The sequence below is a fragment of the Bacillus sp. DU-106 genome (assembly GCF_004799705.1).
Classification (GTDB): domain Bacteria; phylum Bacillota; class Bacilli; order Bacillales; family Bacillaceae_G; genus Bacillus_A; species Bacillus_A cereus.
This window is the reverse complement of record NZ_CP026607.1, coordinates 1,922,284-1,936,373: the sequence shown is the minus strand read 5'-3', so window position 1 is coordinate 1,936,373 and position 14,090 is coordinate 1,922,284. Positions and strand designations below refer to the sequence as shown.

The following is a 14,090-nucleotide window of genomic DNA, read 5'->3' as shown; positions in this document are numbered from 1 at the left end:
ATATATTTCTTTTTATCTGTCTTATTGTAGACCGAAATTACGAGAAAGATCTTCGTCATGTCTAGCAACAGCTTCTGCAGTTTTATTAAGCTGCATATTAATTTCTTGTAATAGCTGTGCGAAGTTTTGTACTTTTGGCTTTAATTGATTGAACTGTTGGTCAAAACCTTCGAAAGCACGACCTTCCCATTCTCCTCTTAATTCATTTTGTAAGTTTTGTAGTTGACGTAAAATGTCCTCAATTTGATTTGCACCTTGTCCATATCGAGTCGCTTTCGATTTAAGCTCCTCTGGTGACATACGAATTTGTCCTGCCATTATTAAATCCCCCTTAAAATTAAAAAATAGTAAAATTAACCAATAATCAATTCTACAAATTGATTATATCAATAATTTAAAAATTTCTAAACAAAAAAATGATATTTTTCCAAAATTTCTCTTTTACTATAATAACGATATATTGTATAATACTAATTTGTTTTTTTAAGCACACTCTATAAATCTACTATAAAATAAAGGCAAACCATCTATTTTATATATTTATAGGGACTTATTCACTTTAAATCCCAGCGAGAAAGTAGCCACTAAATCATTATTTTCTCCCATTCAGACTATAATACTCACTTCAAAGTCATAATTACCTGCCTTTCAACAAACCCAAACTCTTCGTACATCTCTTTTGCAAAATTCCCAGCAAATACATTCAACCGAATTTCTGAATACTTCTCCTGTAATTCCTTAATACCAGCTTCCATCAGTTCTCGCGATAATCCTCTCCCGCGATATTTTGGGAAAACGTACAATTCATATATAAATCCAAGTTTTTCACGAGAAAAATAGTCTGTATTTTCCCCTATTAATATCCATCCCATTACTTTATTTTCTTCTTTAATAATTAAATAGTATGCTCCTTTTTCTACAATCGGCTTTGTAATCTCAATTGCTTTCTCGGTACTTAATTGACAATTCCCTCTCGTCCCTTCAAAAAGCGATTGAGCCGCATATTTTAATATTTCATTGGTATCTTCTTGATTCGCCTTAATTATCATTTTTCACAACTCCCCTTGAATAATAGGCATTACTATCGCTTGTTCAAGATTCTCCGCTTCCATAACAATTGCCGTTAATCCGTGTTCTGTACTTGTTTCATGGAGCTCTCCCTTTTCCCAAAACACAGCTTGTCCCGCCTCTATCTTTATCTTTTCTTTATTTACTCCACATACATATCCTGTCCCGTCCACAATAAGAAGCAGTTGAGATACAACTGCTTCATGATTACCGATGATTCCATTCTCGTGTAAATGCATAGCACCGATATGTATATTTCCTTGATGGTTTAATATTTTTGACATGATGAAATTAGATTGAAATACTGATAGGTGCTTTCCTACTTTTTCACTAAAATCAAAAATTTTCATTACTAGTCCTCCTTATACGTATAAAACCATCCTTACTGTCTGCATCATATGTCCTTCAAAGTCTTCTTCAAATTGCTCTAATTCAGCAAAACCTTTCGCTTCATAAAAGCGTTTTCCTTTTTCATTTGCTGCTTCTACATGTATGTACAATTTCCGTATCCCATTTAATGCTTTAATCCCTCTTTGTAATAAAGCACTTCCGATCCCTTTTCCTTGCTGATCTGGTAACAAATAAATCGCACCTAATTCTGCTTCGTTTTGTAGTCTAACAGGTGAAAAGTTTGCAAACCCTATTACTTTACCCTCTTCTTCCGCAACGAATAAATGTGTATTTTTAAGACGATATTTCATTTTTTCATCAGAGTATGCCTCATCTAAAAAACTATCTTGAATTTCTCTTGGAATAATGCCTTCGTATGTATCATGCCAAGCTATTTTTGCTACTGATTGTACAGCATGAATATCTTCTTGCTTCATTTCTCTAATTATATATGTCATCTCGATGTCTCCATTCTCTTTAAATTATATTCTGCTAATATACTAGAAGAAATGGCAGAACCATTTTCATAATTCACCTTAATTAATTTTAATTTCTCAATTGAAGCTGTTGCAAAATCAAATTTCCCATAAATATATTCCATTACACTTAAAAACTGCTTTGTCTGTAATCTATTTGCAATTGTACAATGCGGAACCCATTTTCCCGGTACGTAATATGAATTTGGGTTGTCATGAAAAGTTTTAAAATAATCATGATAAGAATGATGAAGTTTTAACAATTCATCGGTAACAGTCGGCGCTAGAAAGACCGTTCCATTAGTAGGAAAAATTCCAATAGAAGGAAAATTCACTGCATCCATATTTTCTTGAATAGCTACAAACTCCCCTAGTTTCTCCATATACAAATGGACATCTAACTCATTATAATCAGCTAACGTAATATGAGGTTCTACTCCAGCTAGTTGATTTGTTCCAATTACATTTGTTAATTCATTTTGCAGTTCTGTAATTTTATGAGTAAACACACGATCAAATGTAGCAATAATAGCGTACAATCTTTCTCACCCCTTCGTTACACATAGCGCTTCCCATTCTTCACGAATCATGCCCATTCGAATAGAATCATAGTATGTTCCGTTATAATAACGACACTTTCGCATTCTACCTTCTAAGCTCATTCCTATTTTCTCCGCTACTTTCATCATTCGTTCATTGCCAGACCAAGTCGTGATTCCTACTCTACCAATCTCCATTTTTTCAAATAGCAAATCTCTATATAATGTCAATGCTTCTGTACCGTATCCACCATTCCAGTATGTTGAGTCATAAATCACAAGCCCCATCTCTAACCAACGCGTCGGTTTATATTCCCAATAAAACCCGACTGTCCCAATGATTTGACCGTTATTTTCTATAATTAAATTTGACAGTGGTTCTTCTTTCAAACGAGTTTGCATCTTCTCTTTATAGGAAGAGTATTCTTGCATTGAGAACGGGAAATATGGCGCATCCCATTTCTTCCATTCTGGACTTTCTTCTTTAAATATGATATTCCATAATGTTTTTATATCTGATTCTTCTATTGTACGAATTGTAACTTTCTTCCCCTTTAATACAACGTTTTGCATAATTCCCTCCTGCATTCCTCTTTATTTCATATATAATTATAATATTTTTTCAGAAAAATCAAAACTAATATCATATATTATATTGTATAATTTTGTTATTAGATACCAATTATTGATTTAGAAAGCTGGTGATTCAGTGAATAATCGATTTAGTATTGCTTTATTTCTTACTATTATTATGACAAATATTATTCTCTATTTCTTCTTACCATTAAGTATTGTTACGAAATGGGACTTTAATGGAACGCCTACATCAACAATGGATAAAAGCACTTTTGTAATCGTAAATATAATTATATGTTCCTTCTTATTCTTTGTATTTTTAGCTTTATCTAAAGCAGCGAGTAACCAGAAATTTCTCCATTGAATCGGTAACACAATGTTACTATTCTTATTTTTTGTCGATATTGTCATCGCCCTCATCGCTCTTGGCTTTTCACTTCCTCTTGATCATTTCATATTTTTAGCATTAGGGCTTTTATTTATATTAATAGGTTATTTCAGTTCCAAAATTGATACGACTAAATCAACCGTTTCATTAGAATGGAATGATAAGCACCTTGAAAAAAGAGCTTCAAATATTAGTAGTATTTCAATGATGATAGCAGGTATTTTTTTAGCGATACTTCCTTTTATCGTTTCTGCTCTCTATAGAGGTTATGCTATACTAGCAATTCTTTTAGGAATGACGTTTATCATTCTGCCGAGTACGATTTATTTACTTATTAAAGACAGCAAGCAATCTACTCCTTAAAAAAAATAGGGGGTTATACCCCTCCTATTTCAGCTTAATGTTTTATTTTTCACTTTTTCTATCTCAACTAAAATCCCTTTCCCTATCCAACCCTCTACGCCATCTTTTTTAATTAAATCATATCCTGAACAGCTATCATCAATGAGAGAAACGATATCTCCCTTCCTAACGCTTATTTGCGCACAAGAAATATCGGTTTTCACTGTATATTCACCTGACTCAAGTTGTTTCATATATTCATTTTTTACAGTGAGTAAATTATTCGTTTCCTTTTGTTTACATACGGTGTAATCTTGCATCTTCTCGATAGGCTCTATGTAATAATACGGATATGTCACTCCGCCCTGCATTTCTGAATTCGCATTAAAATCCGCTATTACTTCGTACTCTGGAAAATAGTCTACATATGTATAAGAAAACGTATCGCCGGTTTGTTTCCTCTGAATAATAAATACGTTTAATTGCCCTGCTTCTTTAATTGCATTTCCTCCATCAATTGCAATAATTTTTTTCTCCTTATCAATAACTGGATTGTTAGACGGTGCTTCTTCAGAATAGTTCACGACAGGCCAATGACCAACTATTACATACTTATTTGCTTTATGTGATTTATTAAAAAACTGTGGCATTGCTATCGCATTTTTGCGCTCTGTTTCTTTCCAATCTACTCTATCTTCTAGACCGGCATGTACAAAAATATAATCTTCTGTTTCAATCGCTGTTGGCAACTCTGTTAGCCAATATAGTTCTTGTGAAAATTCACTTAACAATGCTTCTTTCACTTCACGAATTGAAGTGCCCTCATGAACTGAAAAACCTAATTGCTCTAGCCATTCATTAAAAATCGAGTGCTTTCTCATACATAAATAATTAATAAGATCAGGATTTTCATTTAGAAGAGCATCAACTAAAACTTCACAATTCCCTTCAACAACGTGAACCTTTGAATTGTTCTTTACAAGATTCATAACGTAGTTTACTACGCCTACGCTATCTCGTCCTTTCTCGCAAAGATCTCCATTAATAATTAAATAATCTTCATCTTTAAAGTTAACTTTATGTAGTGCTTCTTTTAAAAGATTTAATTCTCCATGAATATCAGATATGACGATAACTCTAGTATCATTAGGGATTGATAGTTTCTTTATTTTTTTCAAGTATAAGCGCTCCAATCATTCTCTTTATTAAATTAAAACAATTCGACAAAATACACTATATAACCTTTTCAAATACATATACCATAACTTACAACCTATTTACGGTTTAATAATAACTTAAAAAATAAGAAGAAGCTGTTCCCAATTTTTGCGGGACAACTTCTTCTTATTTTTTATAATTCTTTATGAAAAGAATAACTCACCTTATCATACCCTTCTCTTTCATAAAAACGATGAGCATCAATTCTTGAAAATGCTGACGTGAGGACGATAGACTCACATTCGTTTTCCTTTCCCCAGTTCTCTATATACGAAAGTAATACTTTCCCATGTCTTTTTGAACGATGTGCTTCTGCTGTTACAAGGTCATATACGAAAACGTGTTTCTTATTATAAAAGTTCGTACAAATTGCTACACCTGCAAGGCTAACAACTTCATCATCCTCATTACGCAACGAAAATAGTTTATAATTTTCTTCTTTCATATTTCGAAATAAAGAGCTTGTTTCCTCTTTTGAAAGTTTCGTTCTTAATTGCTGTAAAACAGGTAATACTTCATGTAATTGCTCTTCTGTTACTACTTCTTTAACATTCATTTTTAACTCTCCTCTAACCATTTATTTAATTTTCTAAATGTTATATCATTATTATAGAAAGTAACTGCCCTTCACTTAAGTGACAGTTTAAGTGTTTTTTATAAGGCCAGTTTTAAAGGAGAGTTTTATATGGATTTTACTATCCCATTGCAATTACAAAGTAACACACCTATTTACTTGCAAATTTACGAATATATAAAAGCTGAAATTATACAAGGGACTATTTCTGTCGGCACACGTCTACCCTCACACAGAAATTTAGCATCACAACTTAATATTAGCCGCATTACTATTGAATCAGCTTATCAACAATTATTAGCTGAAGGTTATGTAGAAAGTAAACCGAAACGTGGTATTTTTGTAGCAAATTTCGATATTGACGTTATCCCAAATAAAAAGCGAAATGCAGCAAAGAAGACGAGCAATTTGATAGACGAAAAATTTGAATATGATTGTAGCCAGGGACTTATTGATCAAAATACATTTCCGATTACAAATTGGAAACGAGCATTACAAGAATCCATACTTACATACGAAAATGCACTATTTGCCAAAGAAGACCCTCAAGGTGAATTCGCTCTTCGAGAGCATATATCAACATATTTATATCATTCTCGCGGTGTCCATTCTTCACCTAATCAAATTGTGATCGGCGCCGGAACGCAGCCACTTCTCTGGCTACTACTTCAACTGCTTGGCCCTACAAAAGAATACGGCATTGAAAACCCTGGATTTCACCGTATACACGCAATCATTAAAAGCTGTGATAGACAAATTCATCCCATACCATTGGATGAAAAAGGGATTGATATTTCTAGTTTATACAATACAAATTCCAATGTCGCATACGTTACACCATCACATCAATTTCCGCTCGGGATTATTATGCCTTTATCTAGAAGATTAGAATTGTTAAAGTGGGCTAATGATTGCAATGGATACATTATTGAAGATGACTATGACGGAGAGTTTCGCTACGCTGGTAAGCCGATTCCTTCTTTACAAAGTCTTGATTCAAATGAACGCGTTATTTATATGGGAACTTTCTCAAAATCTTTTTTACCTTCTTTACGAATGGGATATGTTGTTTTACCACCACACCTTTTAAAAACATATCAAGAACTGCATGGAATTTTCAAACAAACAGTCGCTACAATACAACAACTTGCTTTTGCTAACTTTATACAAAGCGGGAATTGGGAACGTCACCTTAATCGGAGTCGTACACTATATAAAAGAAAACATCATGCGTTAGTAAAATCCATTATGAAAGAAATGGGGGCTAATGTTCAAATTCTTGGCGAACAGTCCGGACTTCATATTGTTTTATGTGTCCATAACAGTATGAATGAAAATGAACTGATTGAATCCGCTAAAAAACAAAGCGTTAAATTATACCCACTTTCTCCATATGATTTCGTGAATGATTTACGTAAGGAATCATACGTATTACTCGGCTTTGGTAGTATTCCGGAAAATAAAATTGAAACGTTGGCTATATTATTGAAAGACGCTTGGTTTCCTAGTTGCAAGGAAACTTGTTAACATTGGGTTTAACTTGTAACATGTTAACAATTCAACAAAATAAAAAAGAAGGCTGTTCCAAAATAACTTTTTGGACAGCCTTCTTCTAGTTATTCACCTGACCTAACTTTCCTTCCCGGACGTTTCACACCAGTCGTTTCTGTTGAATAGGAAGCTTCAATTATAGCGGTTGGATCTACAGAGAGAACGAGATCTTTCATTTTCGGATAAATGAATCGGTTTGTAATGCAATAAATGATTCTCTTATGCTCCCCTAAAAAACCACCTTCTCCATGTAGATACGTAACAGATAGTTGCAATTCTTTCATAAGTAAATCGCCTATTTCTTTATTCTTACCAGAAATAATCATAACGCTCTTACCTTGATTAATACCATCTAGTATAAAATCAATCATCTTCGTAACAATATAGAAAATTGCTAACGAGAACATCGCTTGTTCGATTGAAAATAAAATGGCAACAAAGATAAAAATAACTGCATTTACTGCAAGTAAAAATGTACTAATCGGTACATTAAAGTGTTTATTCATCCAAACTGCTAACATTTCTGAACCGTCAATTGCTCCACCCATTTTAACAACAATCCCAACACCAATTCCGAACAGCACTCCACCATAAAGTACAATTAATAACTCAGAAGTCGTAATTGCTGGAAATGGTTTTAAATAAATTAATCCGAGTGTTGTAACTACATTCGCATAAGATGTACGGATAAAAAACTTCTTTCCCATTACTTTTGCAGTAAATAATAAAATTGGGATATTAATTCCTAAGAACACACCATAAAGCGGCAATCCTGCGACTTTATTTGCCATAATAGCAATAGCCGTTACCCCGCCATCTACTAATCCATTAGGTGCTAAAATAAGCTCTAATGAACCTGCTACTATAATTGAGCCAATTGTTAATAATACGTATTCAAATACTTTCTTCATTCATTACCCCCAAAACTTATATATTTTCTTAGTATTATTTTAACGTAATTTTACTACTAATTCAAAGGTATCGATTTATATACACAAAAGTTTCTCCTTTATCGCTATTTTTATGTAGCACATGTAACGCGTAATACTAAAAACACACTTACAAATTAAAAGTAAGTGTGTTTTTAACATCTATTTAATCTTTACGTACGGCTTCATTTTTAATTTGAATATTTCCTCAACTGCCCTTTGATATCCACCGGCATTTCTAAGCGACTCTCCCACTTTACGACTATTCTCCTTAAACGTCACATCATCCATTACTTTCTTTACAGTCTCACGTAACAATTCAGAAGTTAACTCGTTGCGATTAAGTCTTATTCCTGCCCCTACTTCAGTCAATCGTTTTGCAACGAATGGCTGATCTCCTGTTACCGGAATTACAACTAATGGAACACCGTAATATAACGCTTCACTCGAACTATTCATACCACCATGTGTCACGAATACATCAGCATGCTGTAAAACTTCTAATTGCGGGACATAATTATACAACTTAAAGTTTTTCGGGATATTTTCAAATTGATTTATATTTATCTTCTTACCAACGACTAATACGACTGTCGCATCAACATCTTTAAACGCTTCAAAACATTTTTCATACAAAGCAGGTTGTTCATTAAAAACTGTTCCCATAGAAATGAAAATCACTTTTTCATTTTTTAAATCTTTGGTAGGAAAACTCCCCACTTCTTTTCGAGTAGCAATTGATGGACCTACAAATTTATACGATTCATCAAATACCTCTGAACGCGGCTGATATTCTTTTGAAGTATATACAATCGTAATATCACCAGGATGGTTCATAATATCATACATACTATTACATTTCATTCCATACTGCTTATTCCATCTTTCCATTCCCGCTAAACAAGATTGATATAATGGATCCATTTCATCTACTTGTCTCGATTCTTGCTCATCATGAAAATTAATGTACTGATTAACAGCAAACGTTGTACAGGATGAAACGCTTGGTAATTGTAAAATATTCGCTATAATACGTCCTACTGGAAAATGATTATCATATATTAAATAATCATATTTTTCCTCTTTTGTTTCTTCTACAATTTGAGTAACAATACGCTCTGATGCTTCAATCATATGAGATAGCATCGTCAAAGGACTCCCACCTTCATTTACTCGTTCCATAATATTAATTTGAGAGAGAAAATTCTCAAACACTCGGAATTCCGCACCTGTTGCTTCAACCTTCTTTCTATAATCTTCAATACAATAAGAAACAACTGTTTCCCCTCGCTGAATTAACTCACTTACAATAGCTAAAGTCGGATTAATATGACCTTCCCCAGGAAAATTTATTACGAGTACATTTGCCATAACATTCTCTCCTATCCAATTAATATAATAAAATTAACAATTAATTATATTAATTAATTTAAGTCTATTATAAATGAATGCATTCTACTTCTTCATGCTTTTCTCTTCATTTTATTATTGAGAAATATTTTCTATAGTCTACATTATTGTGATTCACAATCTTATAAATGAATGCTTAATTTTACTTTTACTCTTCATAGATTTAAAGATACGAGTCTTACATTCAAGTATTACCACCATTATTTTTAGACAATTCATACAAAAATAGAGAAATATAATATTTTTAATGAGTTTTCACTATAAATGTAAGTATGCTGTCTATCTTTTTATCTTTATCCTCATAACACATCATCTGTTATATAATGAATTTATGGAATTTACAGAAAAAGGAGTCTTTTCATGTTACAACAACTATTCAATTCACCTATTCTATCCGTTCAAGCCTTGCACCCAGGTTATGAAGATCATGCAAGTGATGTTTTTCTCGTTCAAACAGAAGATACAGAAGTTATCGTTCGTGCTTCTAAAATGAATGAAGAACCAAATAATGATTTTTGGTGGGGATGTAAAAATCTATTTGGAATTGATCCAAGGAACGTCCATCATTTAGAAACTGTACATACATTGCTGCAAGAACATACGAATCTTCCTATCCCAACAATATTAGAAAAACATGTTTTAAATAGCCGTGAATTTGTGGTGGTCGAAAAGTTAGTAGGTAACACAGTTCAATCTTTTATCGAGCAACCAGATTCTATTTTATTCAGCCTAGGAAAAGGACTTGCAGAAATACATAAATTTAAAGCCGATTTCATAGGAAATCCGTCAGGCACGTTCCAAGTTCCACTAGATGAATTCCAATCACATATTTTAAACGTGAGTAAAGAGCTTGTGAATATGTTTTATTCCGATGATGAAAGCATAAAAAATGCATTCCCTACCTTTGAATCACAACTTTCTTCCCTGTCCGTACCAAAGGAATCTACACTCGTCTTAATTGATATGGATCCTACTCAATTTTTATCTGACGGTACAACTATTACGGGTTTAGTAGATAGTGAAGCTTACGCTGTTGCTCCGCGAGAACTTGATTTTATCGGACTAGAATATGTACTTACCGAAAAAGAAGCACATGCCTTTAAAAGTGGTTACGAAACAATTATGTCTATTCCTCACTTAGAAGAATATAGACAGCCTTATCGTTATTTATACCGACTGTTATCTGTGCAAGGTAATGTGGAATTAAAAAAATGGTTAAGTCACCCATCCTATTTTTAAATACGAATGAGAGGGAGTATACAATGGATATTCAGAAAAAGCGTTCTGTAACAGAAAGTGAAATACAGCAAATGAAGGATTTGGCTTATATTTGTGGGCAACAAGACAATCTTGATTACTCTTCAGATTTACATATCAACTTTTTAAAAAATCGAAATGAAGATTATATAAACGATTTTCTTCTTTATAACGGTACTCAATTAATTGGCGCTTTAAATATGTATGATTTCGAAAGACCAACAAAACTTGAACTAATAGGCTTTGTACATCCTCATTTTAGAAAACAACGTTTCGGAACTATCCTTTTACAAACTGCAATGAAAGAAATACAAAATAGAGAGACAGATGAAGCTCTTCTTATTATTAATGGGGATTCTATTTCTGGGAATGAATTTGTAAAACATATGAAGTTACCATATTTATATAGTGAATATAGTATGGAGTGCAAAACAAACGAAATTCAAAAAACAACAGATAATAATATACAGCTTACTCTTGCAACTTCAGAATCACTTCTTGATCTTATTAAAATTTCTAGTAAAGCCTTTGGTGATTCAGTAGAAAATACGACTGCATGGTTACAAAAAATGATGAATTCATCTTCCCATCAAGTTTACAGTGCCCTTATTGCTGAAAAAGTGATAGGAACAATTACAGTTTCTAAACAAGAGCAATCTACTACACTATCAGGATTCGCCGTTCATCCTTCTTATCAAGGTAAAGGATACGGAAAAGATATTCTTTGTAATATAGTACATACCCTTATTACAGAAGGAGTTTCAACAATTGAATTAGACGTCGAAACGAAAAATATCCACGCTTTAAAACTATATACACAATGTGGTTTTGAAATTAAAACGAGGCATGACTATTATAATTTAATGAATATTTAGGTGAATATATATATTAAAAAAAACAATTTATTCTAATTATGATATTTTAGCAAACATCTATAATAAACATTGGAGACATTTTGTTTAATACTCCTACCCAGCCTCGTTTTACAAGATGCTCTTCCCTACTCTCGTATATTAGATCTTTGTTGCGGGACTGGTCATCTCTGCCGGTGATAGTTTAATTTAGATGAACTAAAAAGTGTGTTTCACAAAGTTTACTCCGTATTACATAAAGAGGGTATATTCGCATTTGATATGAATAAAAAAACTGAATCGAAATGATTCAGTTTTTTCTTAATATATTTACAACTGCAGTTGTTTCGTCATTTTCTTTATAGACACGCGGAATTCTTCTATCTAGCATACATGTAACTTCATAGTTTATTGTACCTAACATATCCGCTATTTCTTCTACTGCGATATTTTCTTCACCTTGTTTACCGTAGAATACTACTTCGTCTCCTACTTGTACTGGCATCGCTTTTGAAACATCCAACATTAACTGGTCCATACAAACACGGCCAATAACAGGTACTCGAACCCCGTTAATTAACGCATAGCCTTTATTAGATAATTGACGATTATAACCATCAGCATAACCAATTGGTACAGTCGCAATCCATTCTTCACCAGTTGTTACATACGTATTCCCATAACTTACACCACGATTCTTCTTCGCTTGTTTAATATGAGCTACTTTTGATTTTAACGACAACGCAGGCTGTAAAGAAACGACTGAATGATCCACTTCTTTTGACGGATACATACCGTACACTCCTATTCCAACGCGTACCATATTTTGAAATGTGTTACTTAATTCCATTGATCCCGCACTATTTGAACTATGAATATATGGTATTTGAATTCCTAATTCTTTCGCTGTATTAACAGCTTTTTCAAATAAACTTGTTTGCATATTCGTATATGATTTATCGATTTCATCTGCCGTAGAGTAATGCGTAAATATCCCTACTACCTCTACATACTCCATACGGTTTAATTCTTCTAAAAATGGTTTAACTTCTTCTTCTTGTAAACCGATACGACTCATTCCTGTATCAATTTTCACTTGAATTTGTACTTTCTTTTGAAGACGGTTTGCAATTTCATTTATACCATGTAAATCTTCTACTCTATAAACAGTCATCATAACGTCATATTGAATTACATCTTCTACAGCCGCTACTGGTGTGTATCCTAAAATTAAAATCGGCACAGTAATTCCTGCTTCTCTTAATTCTATTGCTTCATCTACAAATGCAACTGCAAGTTGATGTATTCCTGCTTCAATTGCAGCTTTGGCAACTTCAACTGCCCCATGGCCATACCCATTCGCTTTTACAGCAGCCATCATCTTAATTTCTTCATCATTTACATGTTTTTTAAATTCTTTTACATTATGTTTTACAGCATTTAAGTCAATTTCTACAATTGTATCTCTTCCATATTTCAAACTCATTGGTCTAACTCCTAACTCAATAATTGCATTCCATTCTATTTCACGTTTCATATGACCTTTTACAATATAATACTTTTCATTATGCTAGTCAAACTACTAGAATTTTCGGAATTTTGAGTATGATATAATATCCTCAAGAAACTATTATATACGGAGACGAGGAGAATTACAATGTTTGTTCAATCTGCATTGCATCAACTAAAAGTTGCTATTGATACTTCTATTGATATGCTTAACCAATATAGTGAAAACGATTTAAAAATACAACCGATTCACTCAAAACGATCATTATTTGAAATGTGTGCACATCTTTCTCTTATTTGTCATGCTGATTTACTCATTTTAAATGGTATTCCAGAAAAAGAATTACATACCTTTTATATAGAACGTACCCCCGTAACAGTTGCTCACATGCAACAAACGATGATTGAAGGTTACAACCTTCTCTCTAAAACATTTCTTTCCTACTCCCAAATAGAATTAGCAGAAGTTATGACTGCCTATTGGGGTATTTCTTATTCGCGCTTTGAATGGTTACTTGAAATCGTTGCACACTTTTATCATCATCGTGGACAAATTCATATTTTATTATGCGAGCATATGAACGATCCTCGCATTCCTTTATTTGAGTGATTTTCCACTCATTCATTAATTATAAATAGAGAAGCTACAAAACCAATAAAAAGTATCATTCCTAATTTTCCCTCCTAATTGACCTACAAGAGAAACTAAAGACGGAACGGATATAGCAATACCTATTACAAAACAGACACTCATCATTACAAGTAGAGATAGATACGAAACAAAGCCTATTGAACTTAGACTAAAAATAACAATCAACAATCCTCCTTGAAGAACTTTCCTTACTTCAAACCTCTTTGTTAAACGACCTGCAAGTGGTGAGAGCAACATACCAAACAGCCCTGCTAAGCGAAAATAAAGGATTTGTTCTGCAGTTAAATTGTAAGTAGGAGAGCTCAAATAATTCCCTAAAACAGTATACATATTAACAAAAGCCATTAATAAAACAGGATT

General features: G+C 32.9%; 16 protein-coding genes and 2 pseudogenes. 6 read left to right on the top strand and 12 right to left on the bottom strand.

The annotated features are described in order from the left end of the window. Positions 1-21 precede the first annotated feature (21 nt). The 6 genes from C3Y97_RS10055 to C3Y97_RS10030 form a co-directional block, all read right to left on the bottom strand. A complete protein-coding gene (locus C3Y97_RS10055) occupies positions 22-318 on the bottom strand; it encodes a WXG100 family type VII secretion target (RefSeq protein WP_000918601.1) in 297 nt (98 codons plus the stop codon). A 302-nt stretch (positions 319-620) separates the two neighbouring features. Continuing rightward, on the bottom strand, positions 621-1,049 hold the full coding sequence (locus C3Y97_RS10050) for a GNAT family N-acetyltransferase (RefSeq protein WP_000584238.1): 429 nt from the start codon (positions 1,047-1,049) through the stop codon (positions 621-623). A gap of 3 nt (positions 1,050-1,052) precedes the next feature. After that, positions 1,053-1,418: a cupin domain-containing protein gene (locus C3Y97_RS10045; protein WP_000688072.1), complete on the bottom strand. Its 366-nt coding sequence runs from the start codon at positions 1,416-1,418 to the stop codon at positions 1,053-1,055. Positions 1,419-1,430: 12 nt separating this feature from the next. Beyond that, positions 1,431-1,916 carry a GNAT family N-acetyltransferase gene (locus tag C3Y97_RS10040; RefSeq protein ID WP_000221052.1) on the bottom strand — a complete coding sequence of 162 codons (486 nt, stop codon included), beginning with the start codon at positions 1,914-1,916 and terminating at the stop codon, positions 1,431-1,433. Beyond that, positions 1,913-2,473 (bottom strand): 2'-5' RNA ligase family protein, encoded by a 561-nt coding sequence (locus tag C3Y97_RS10035; RefSeq protein ID WP_000270860.1) that lies wholly within the window; start codon positions 2,471-2,473, stop codon positions 1,913-1,915. The genes C3Y97_RS10040 and C3Y97_RS10035 overlap by 4 nt, the downstream gene beginning before the upstream one ends. Positions 2,474-2,479: 6 nt before the next feature. After that, positions 2,480-3,046 carry a GNAT family N-acetyltransferase gene (locus C3Y97_RS10030; RefSeq protein ID WP_001181856.1) on the bottom strand — a complete coding sequence of 189 codons (567 nt, stop codon included), beginning with the start codon at positions 3,044-3,046 and terminating at the stop codon, positions 2,480-2,482. A gap of 136 nt (positions 3,047-3,182) precedes the next feature. Between C3Y97_RS10030 and C3Y97_RS10025 the strand changes: the two are divergent. Beyond that, positions 3,183-3,800 (top strand): annotated as a pseudogene (locus tag C3Y97_RS10025) (DUF1648 domain-containing protein). 29 nt (positions 3,801-3,829) lie between these two features. Here the strand turns inward: C3Y97_RS10025 and C3Y97_RS10020 are convergent. Both C3Y97_RS10020 and C3Y97_RS10015 read right to left on the bottom strand, forming a co-directional pair. After that, entirely contained in the window at positions 3,830-4,957 is a 1,128-nt protein-coding gene (locus C3Y97_RS10020) for a metallophosphoesterase (protein WP_000721395.1), read from the bottom strand. Positions 4,958-5,130: 173 nt separating this feature from the next. Beyond that, positions 5,131-5,553 (bottom strand): GNAT family N-acetyltransferase, encoded by a 423-nt coding sequence (locus C3Y97_RS10015; protein WP_001101116.1) that lies wholly within the window; start codon positions 5,551-5,553, stop codon positions 5,131-5,133. 129 nt (positions 5,554-5,682) lie between these two features. On the opposite strand from C3Y97_RS10015, the gene pdxR reads away from it, so the two are divergent. Then, the gene (gene pdxR / locus C3Y97_RS10010) at positions 5,683-7,098 is read left to right on the top strand and encodes a MocR-like pyridoxine biosynthesis transcription factor PdxR (protein WP_000348024.1); all 1,416 of its coding nucleotides are present in this window, start codon (positions 5,683-5,685) and stop codon (positions 7,096-7,098) included. Positions 7,099-7,187: 89 nt separating this feature from the next. On the opposite strand, the gene C3Y97_RS10005 is transcribed toward pdxR, so the two are convergent. Together C3Y97_RS10005 and C3Y97_RS10000 are read right to left on the bottom strand one after the other, a co-directional pair. Next, the gene (locus tag C3Y97_RS10005; RefSeq protein ID WP_000755127.1) at positions 7,188-8,033 is read right to left on the bottom strand and encodes a YitT family protein; all 846 of its coding nucleotides are present in this window, start codon (positions 8,031-8,033) and stop codon (positions 7,188-7,190) included. Positions 8,034-8,213: 180 nt separating this feature from the next. Then, the gene (locus tag C3Y97_RS10000; RefSeq protein ID WP_136363334.1) at positions 8,214-9,422 is read right to left on the bottom strand and encodes a macrolide family glycosyltransferase; all 1,209 of its coding nucleotides are present in this window, start codon (positions 9,420-9,422) and stop codon (positions 8,214-8,216) included. A gap of 399 nt (positions 9,423-9,821) precedes the next feature. On the opposite strand from C3Y97_RS10000, the gene C3Y97_RS09995 reads away from it, so the two are divergent. The 3 genes and pseudogenes from C3Y97_RS09995 to C3Y97_RS28040 form a co-directional block, all read left to right on the top strand. Continuing rightward, a complete protein-coding gene (locus C3Y97_RS09995; RefSeq protein WP_000941374.1) occupies positions 9,822-10,700 on the top strand; it encodes a nitrate reductase in 879 nt (292 codons plus the stop codon). Positions 10,701-10,723: 23 nt separating this feature from the next. Further along, the gene (locus C3Y97_RS09990) at positions 10,724-11,593 is read left to right on the top strand and encodes a GNAT family N-acetyltransferase (protein WP_000354421.1); all 870 of its coding nucleotides are present in this window, start codon (positions 10,724-10,726) and stop codon (positions 11,591-11,593) included. Positions 11,594-11,603: 10 nt separating this feature from the next. Next, positions 11,604-11,857, top strand: a pseudogene (locus C3Y97_RS28040) (class I SAM-dependent methyltransferase); the annotation flags it as partial. 22 nt (positions 11,858-11,879) lie between these two features. Here C3Y97_RS28040 and alr read toward each other — a convergent pair. Next, complete coding sequence (gene alr, locus C3Y97_RS09980; RefSeq protein WP_002204801.1) at positions 11,880-13,055, bottom strand: alanine racemase; 1,176 nt, start codon at positions 13,053-13,055, stop codon at positions 11,880-11,882. 171 nt (positions 13,056-13,226) lie between these two features. Here alr and C3Y97_RS09975 point away from each other — a divergent pair, with 171 nt between their 5' ends. Beyond that, positions 13,227-13,688 (top strand): DinB family protein, encoded by a 462-nt coding sequence (locus C3Y97_RS09975; protein ID WP_000497991.1) that lies wholly within the window; start codon positions 13,227-13,229, stop codon positions 13,686-13,688. 15 nt (positions 13,689-13,703) lie between these two features. Here C3Y97_RS09975 and C3Y97_RS09970 read toward each other — a convergent pair whose 3' ends face one another. Beyond that, on the bottom strand, positions 13,704-14,075 hold the full coding sequence (locus C3Y97_RS09970; RefSeq protein WP_080001420.1) for an MFS transporter: 372 nt from the start codon (positions 14,073-14,075) through the stop codon (positions 13,704-13,706). Positions 14,076-14,090: the final 15 nt, after the last annotated feature.

What these genes read in the sequence shown, in the direction of transcription:
- C3Y97_RS10055 (WP_000918601.1), bottom strand. Translation starts at nt 318, where the DNA reads ATGGCAGGACAAATTCGTATGTCACCAGAGGAGCTTAAATCGAAAGCG.
- C3Y97_RS10050 (WP_000584238.1), bottom strand. Translation starts at nt 1,049, where the DNA reads ATGATAATTAAGGCGAATCAAGAAGATACCAATGAAATATTAAAATAT.
- C3Y97_RS10045 (WP_000688072.1), bottom strand. Translation starts at nt 1,418, where the DNA reads ATGAAAATTTTTGATTTTAGTGAAAAAGTAGGAAAGCACCTATCAGTA.
- C3Y97_RS10040 (WP_000221052.1), bottom strand. Translation starts at nt 1,916, where the DNA reads ATGACATATATAATTAGAGAAATGAAGCAAGAAGATATTCATGCTGTA.
- C3Y97_RS10030 (WP_001181856.1), bottom strand. Translation starts at nt 3,046, where the DNA reads ATGCAAAACGTTGTATTAAAGGGGAAGAAAGTTACAATTCGTACAATA.
- C3Y97_RS10015 (WP_001101116.1), bottom strand. Translation starts at nt 5,553, where the DNA reads ATGAATGTTAAAGAAGTAGTAACAGAAGAGCAATTACATGAAGTATTA.
- pdxR (WP_000348024.1), top strand. Translation starts at nt 5,683, where the DNA reads ATGGATTTTACTATCCCATTGCAATTACAAAGTAACACACCTATTTAC.
- C3Y97_RS10005 (WP_000755127.1), bottom strand. Translation starts at nt 8,033, where the DNA reads ATGAAGAAAGTATTTGAATACGTATTATTAACAATTGGCTCAATTATA.
- C3Y97_RS10000 (WP_136363334.1), bottom strand. Translation starts at nt 9,422, where the DNA reads ATGGCAAATGTACTCGTAATAAATTTTCCTGGGGAAGGTCATATTAAT.
- C3Y97_RS09995 (WP_000941374.1), top strand. Translation starts at nt 9,822, where the DNA reads ATGTTACAACAACTATTCAATTCACCTATTCTATCCGTTCAAGCCTTG.
- C3Y97_RS09990 (WP_000354421.1), top strand. Translation starts at nt 10,724, where the DNA reads ATGGATATTCAGAAAAAGCGTTCTGTAACAGAAAGTGAAATACAGCAA.
- alr (WP_002204801.1), bottom strand. Translation starts at nt 13,055, where the DNA reads ATGAGTTTGAAATATGGAAGAGATACAATTGTAGAAATTGACTTAAAT.
- C3Y97_RS09975 (WP_000497991.1), top strand. Translation starts at nt 13,227, where the DNA reads ATGTTTGTTCAATCTGCATTGCATCAACTAAAAGTTGCTATTGATACT.
- C3Y97_RS09970 (WP_080001420.1), bottom strand. Translation starts at nt 14,075, where the DNA reads ATGGCTTTTGTTAATATGTATACTGTTTTAGGGAATTATTTGAGCTCT.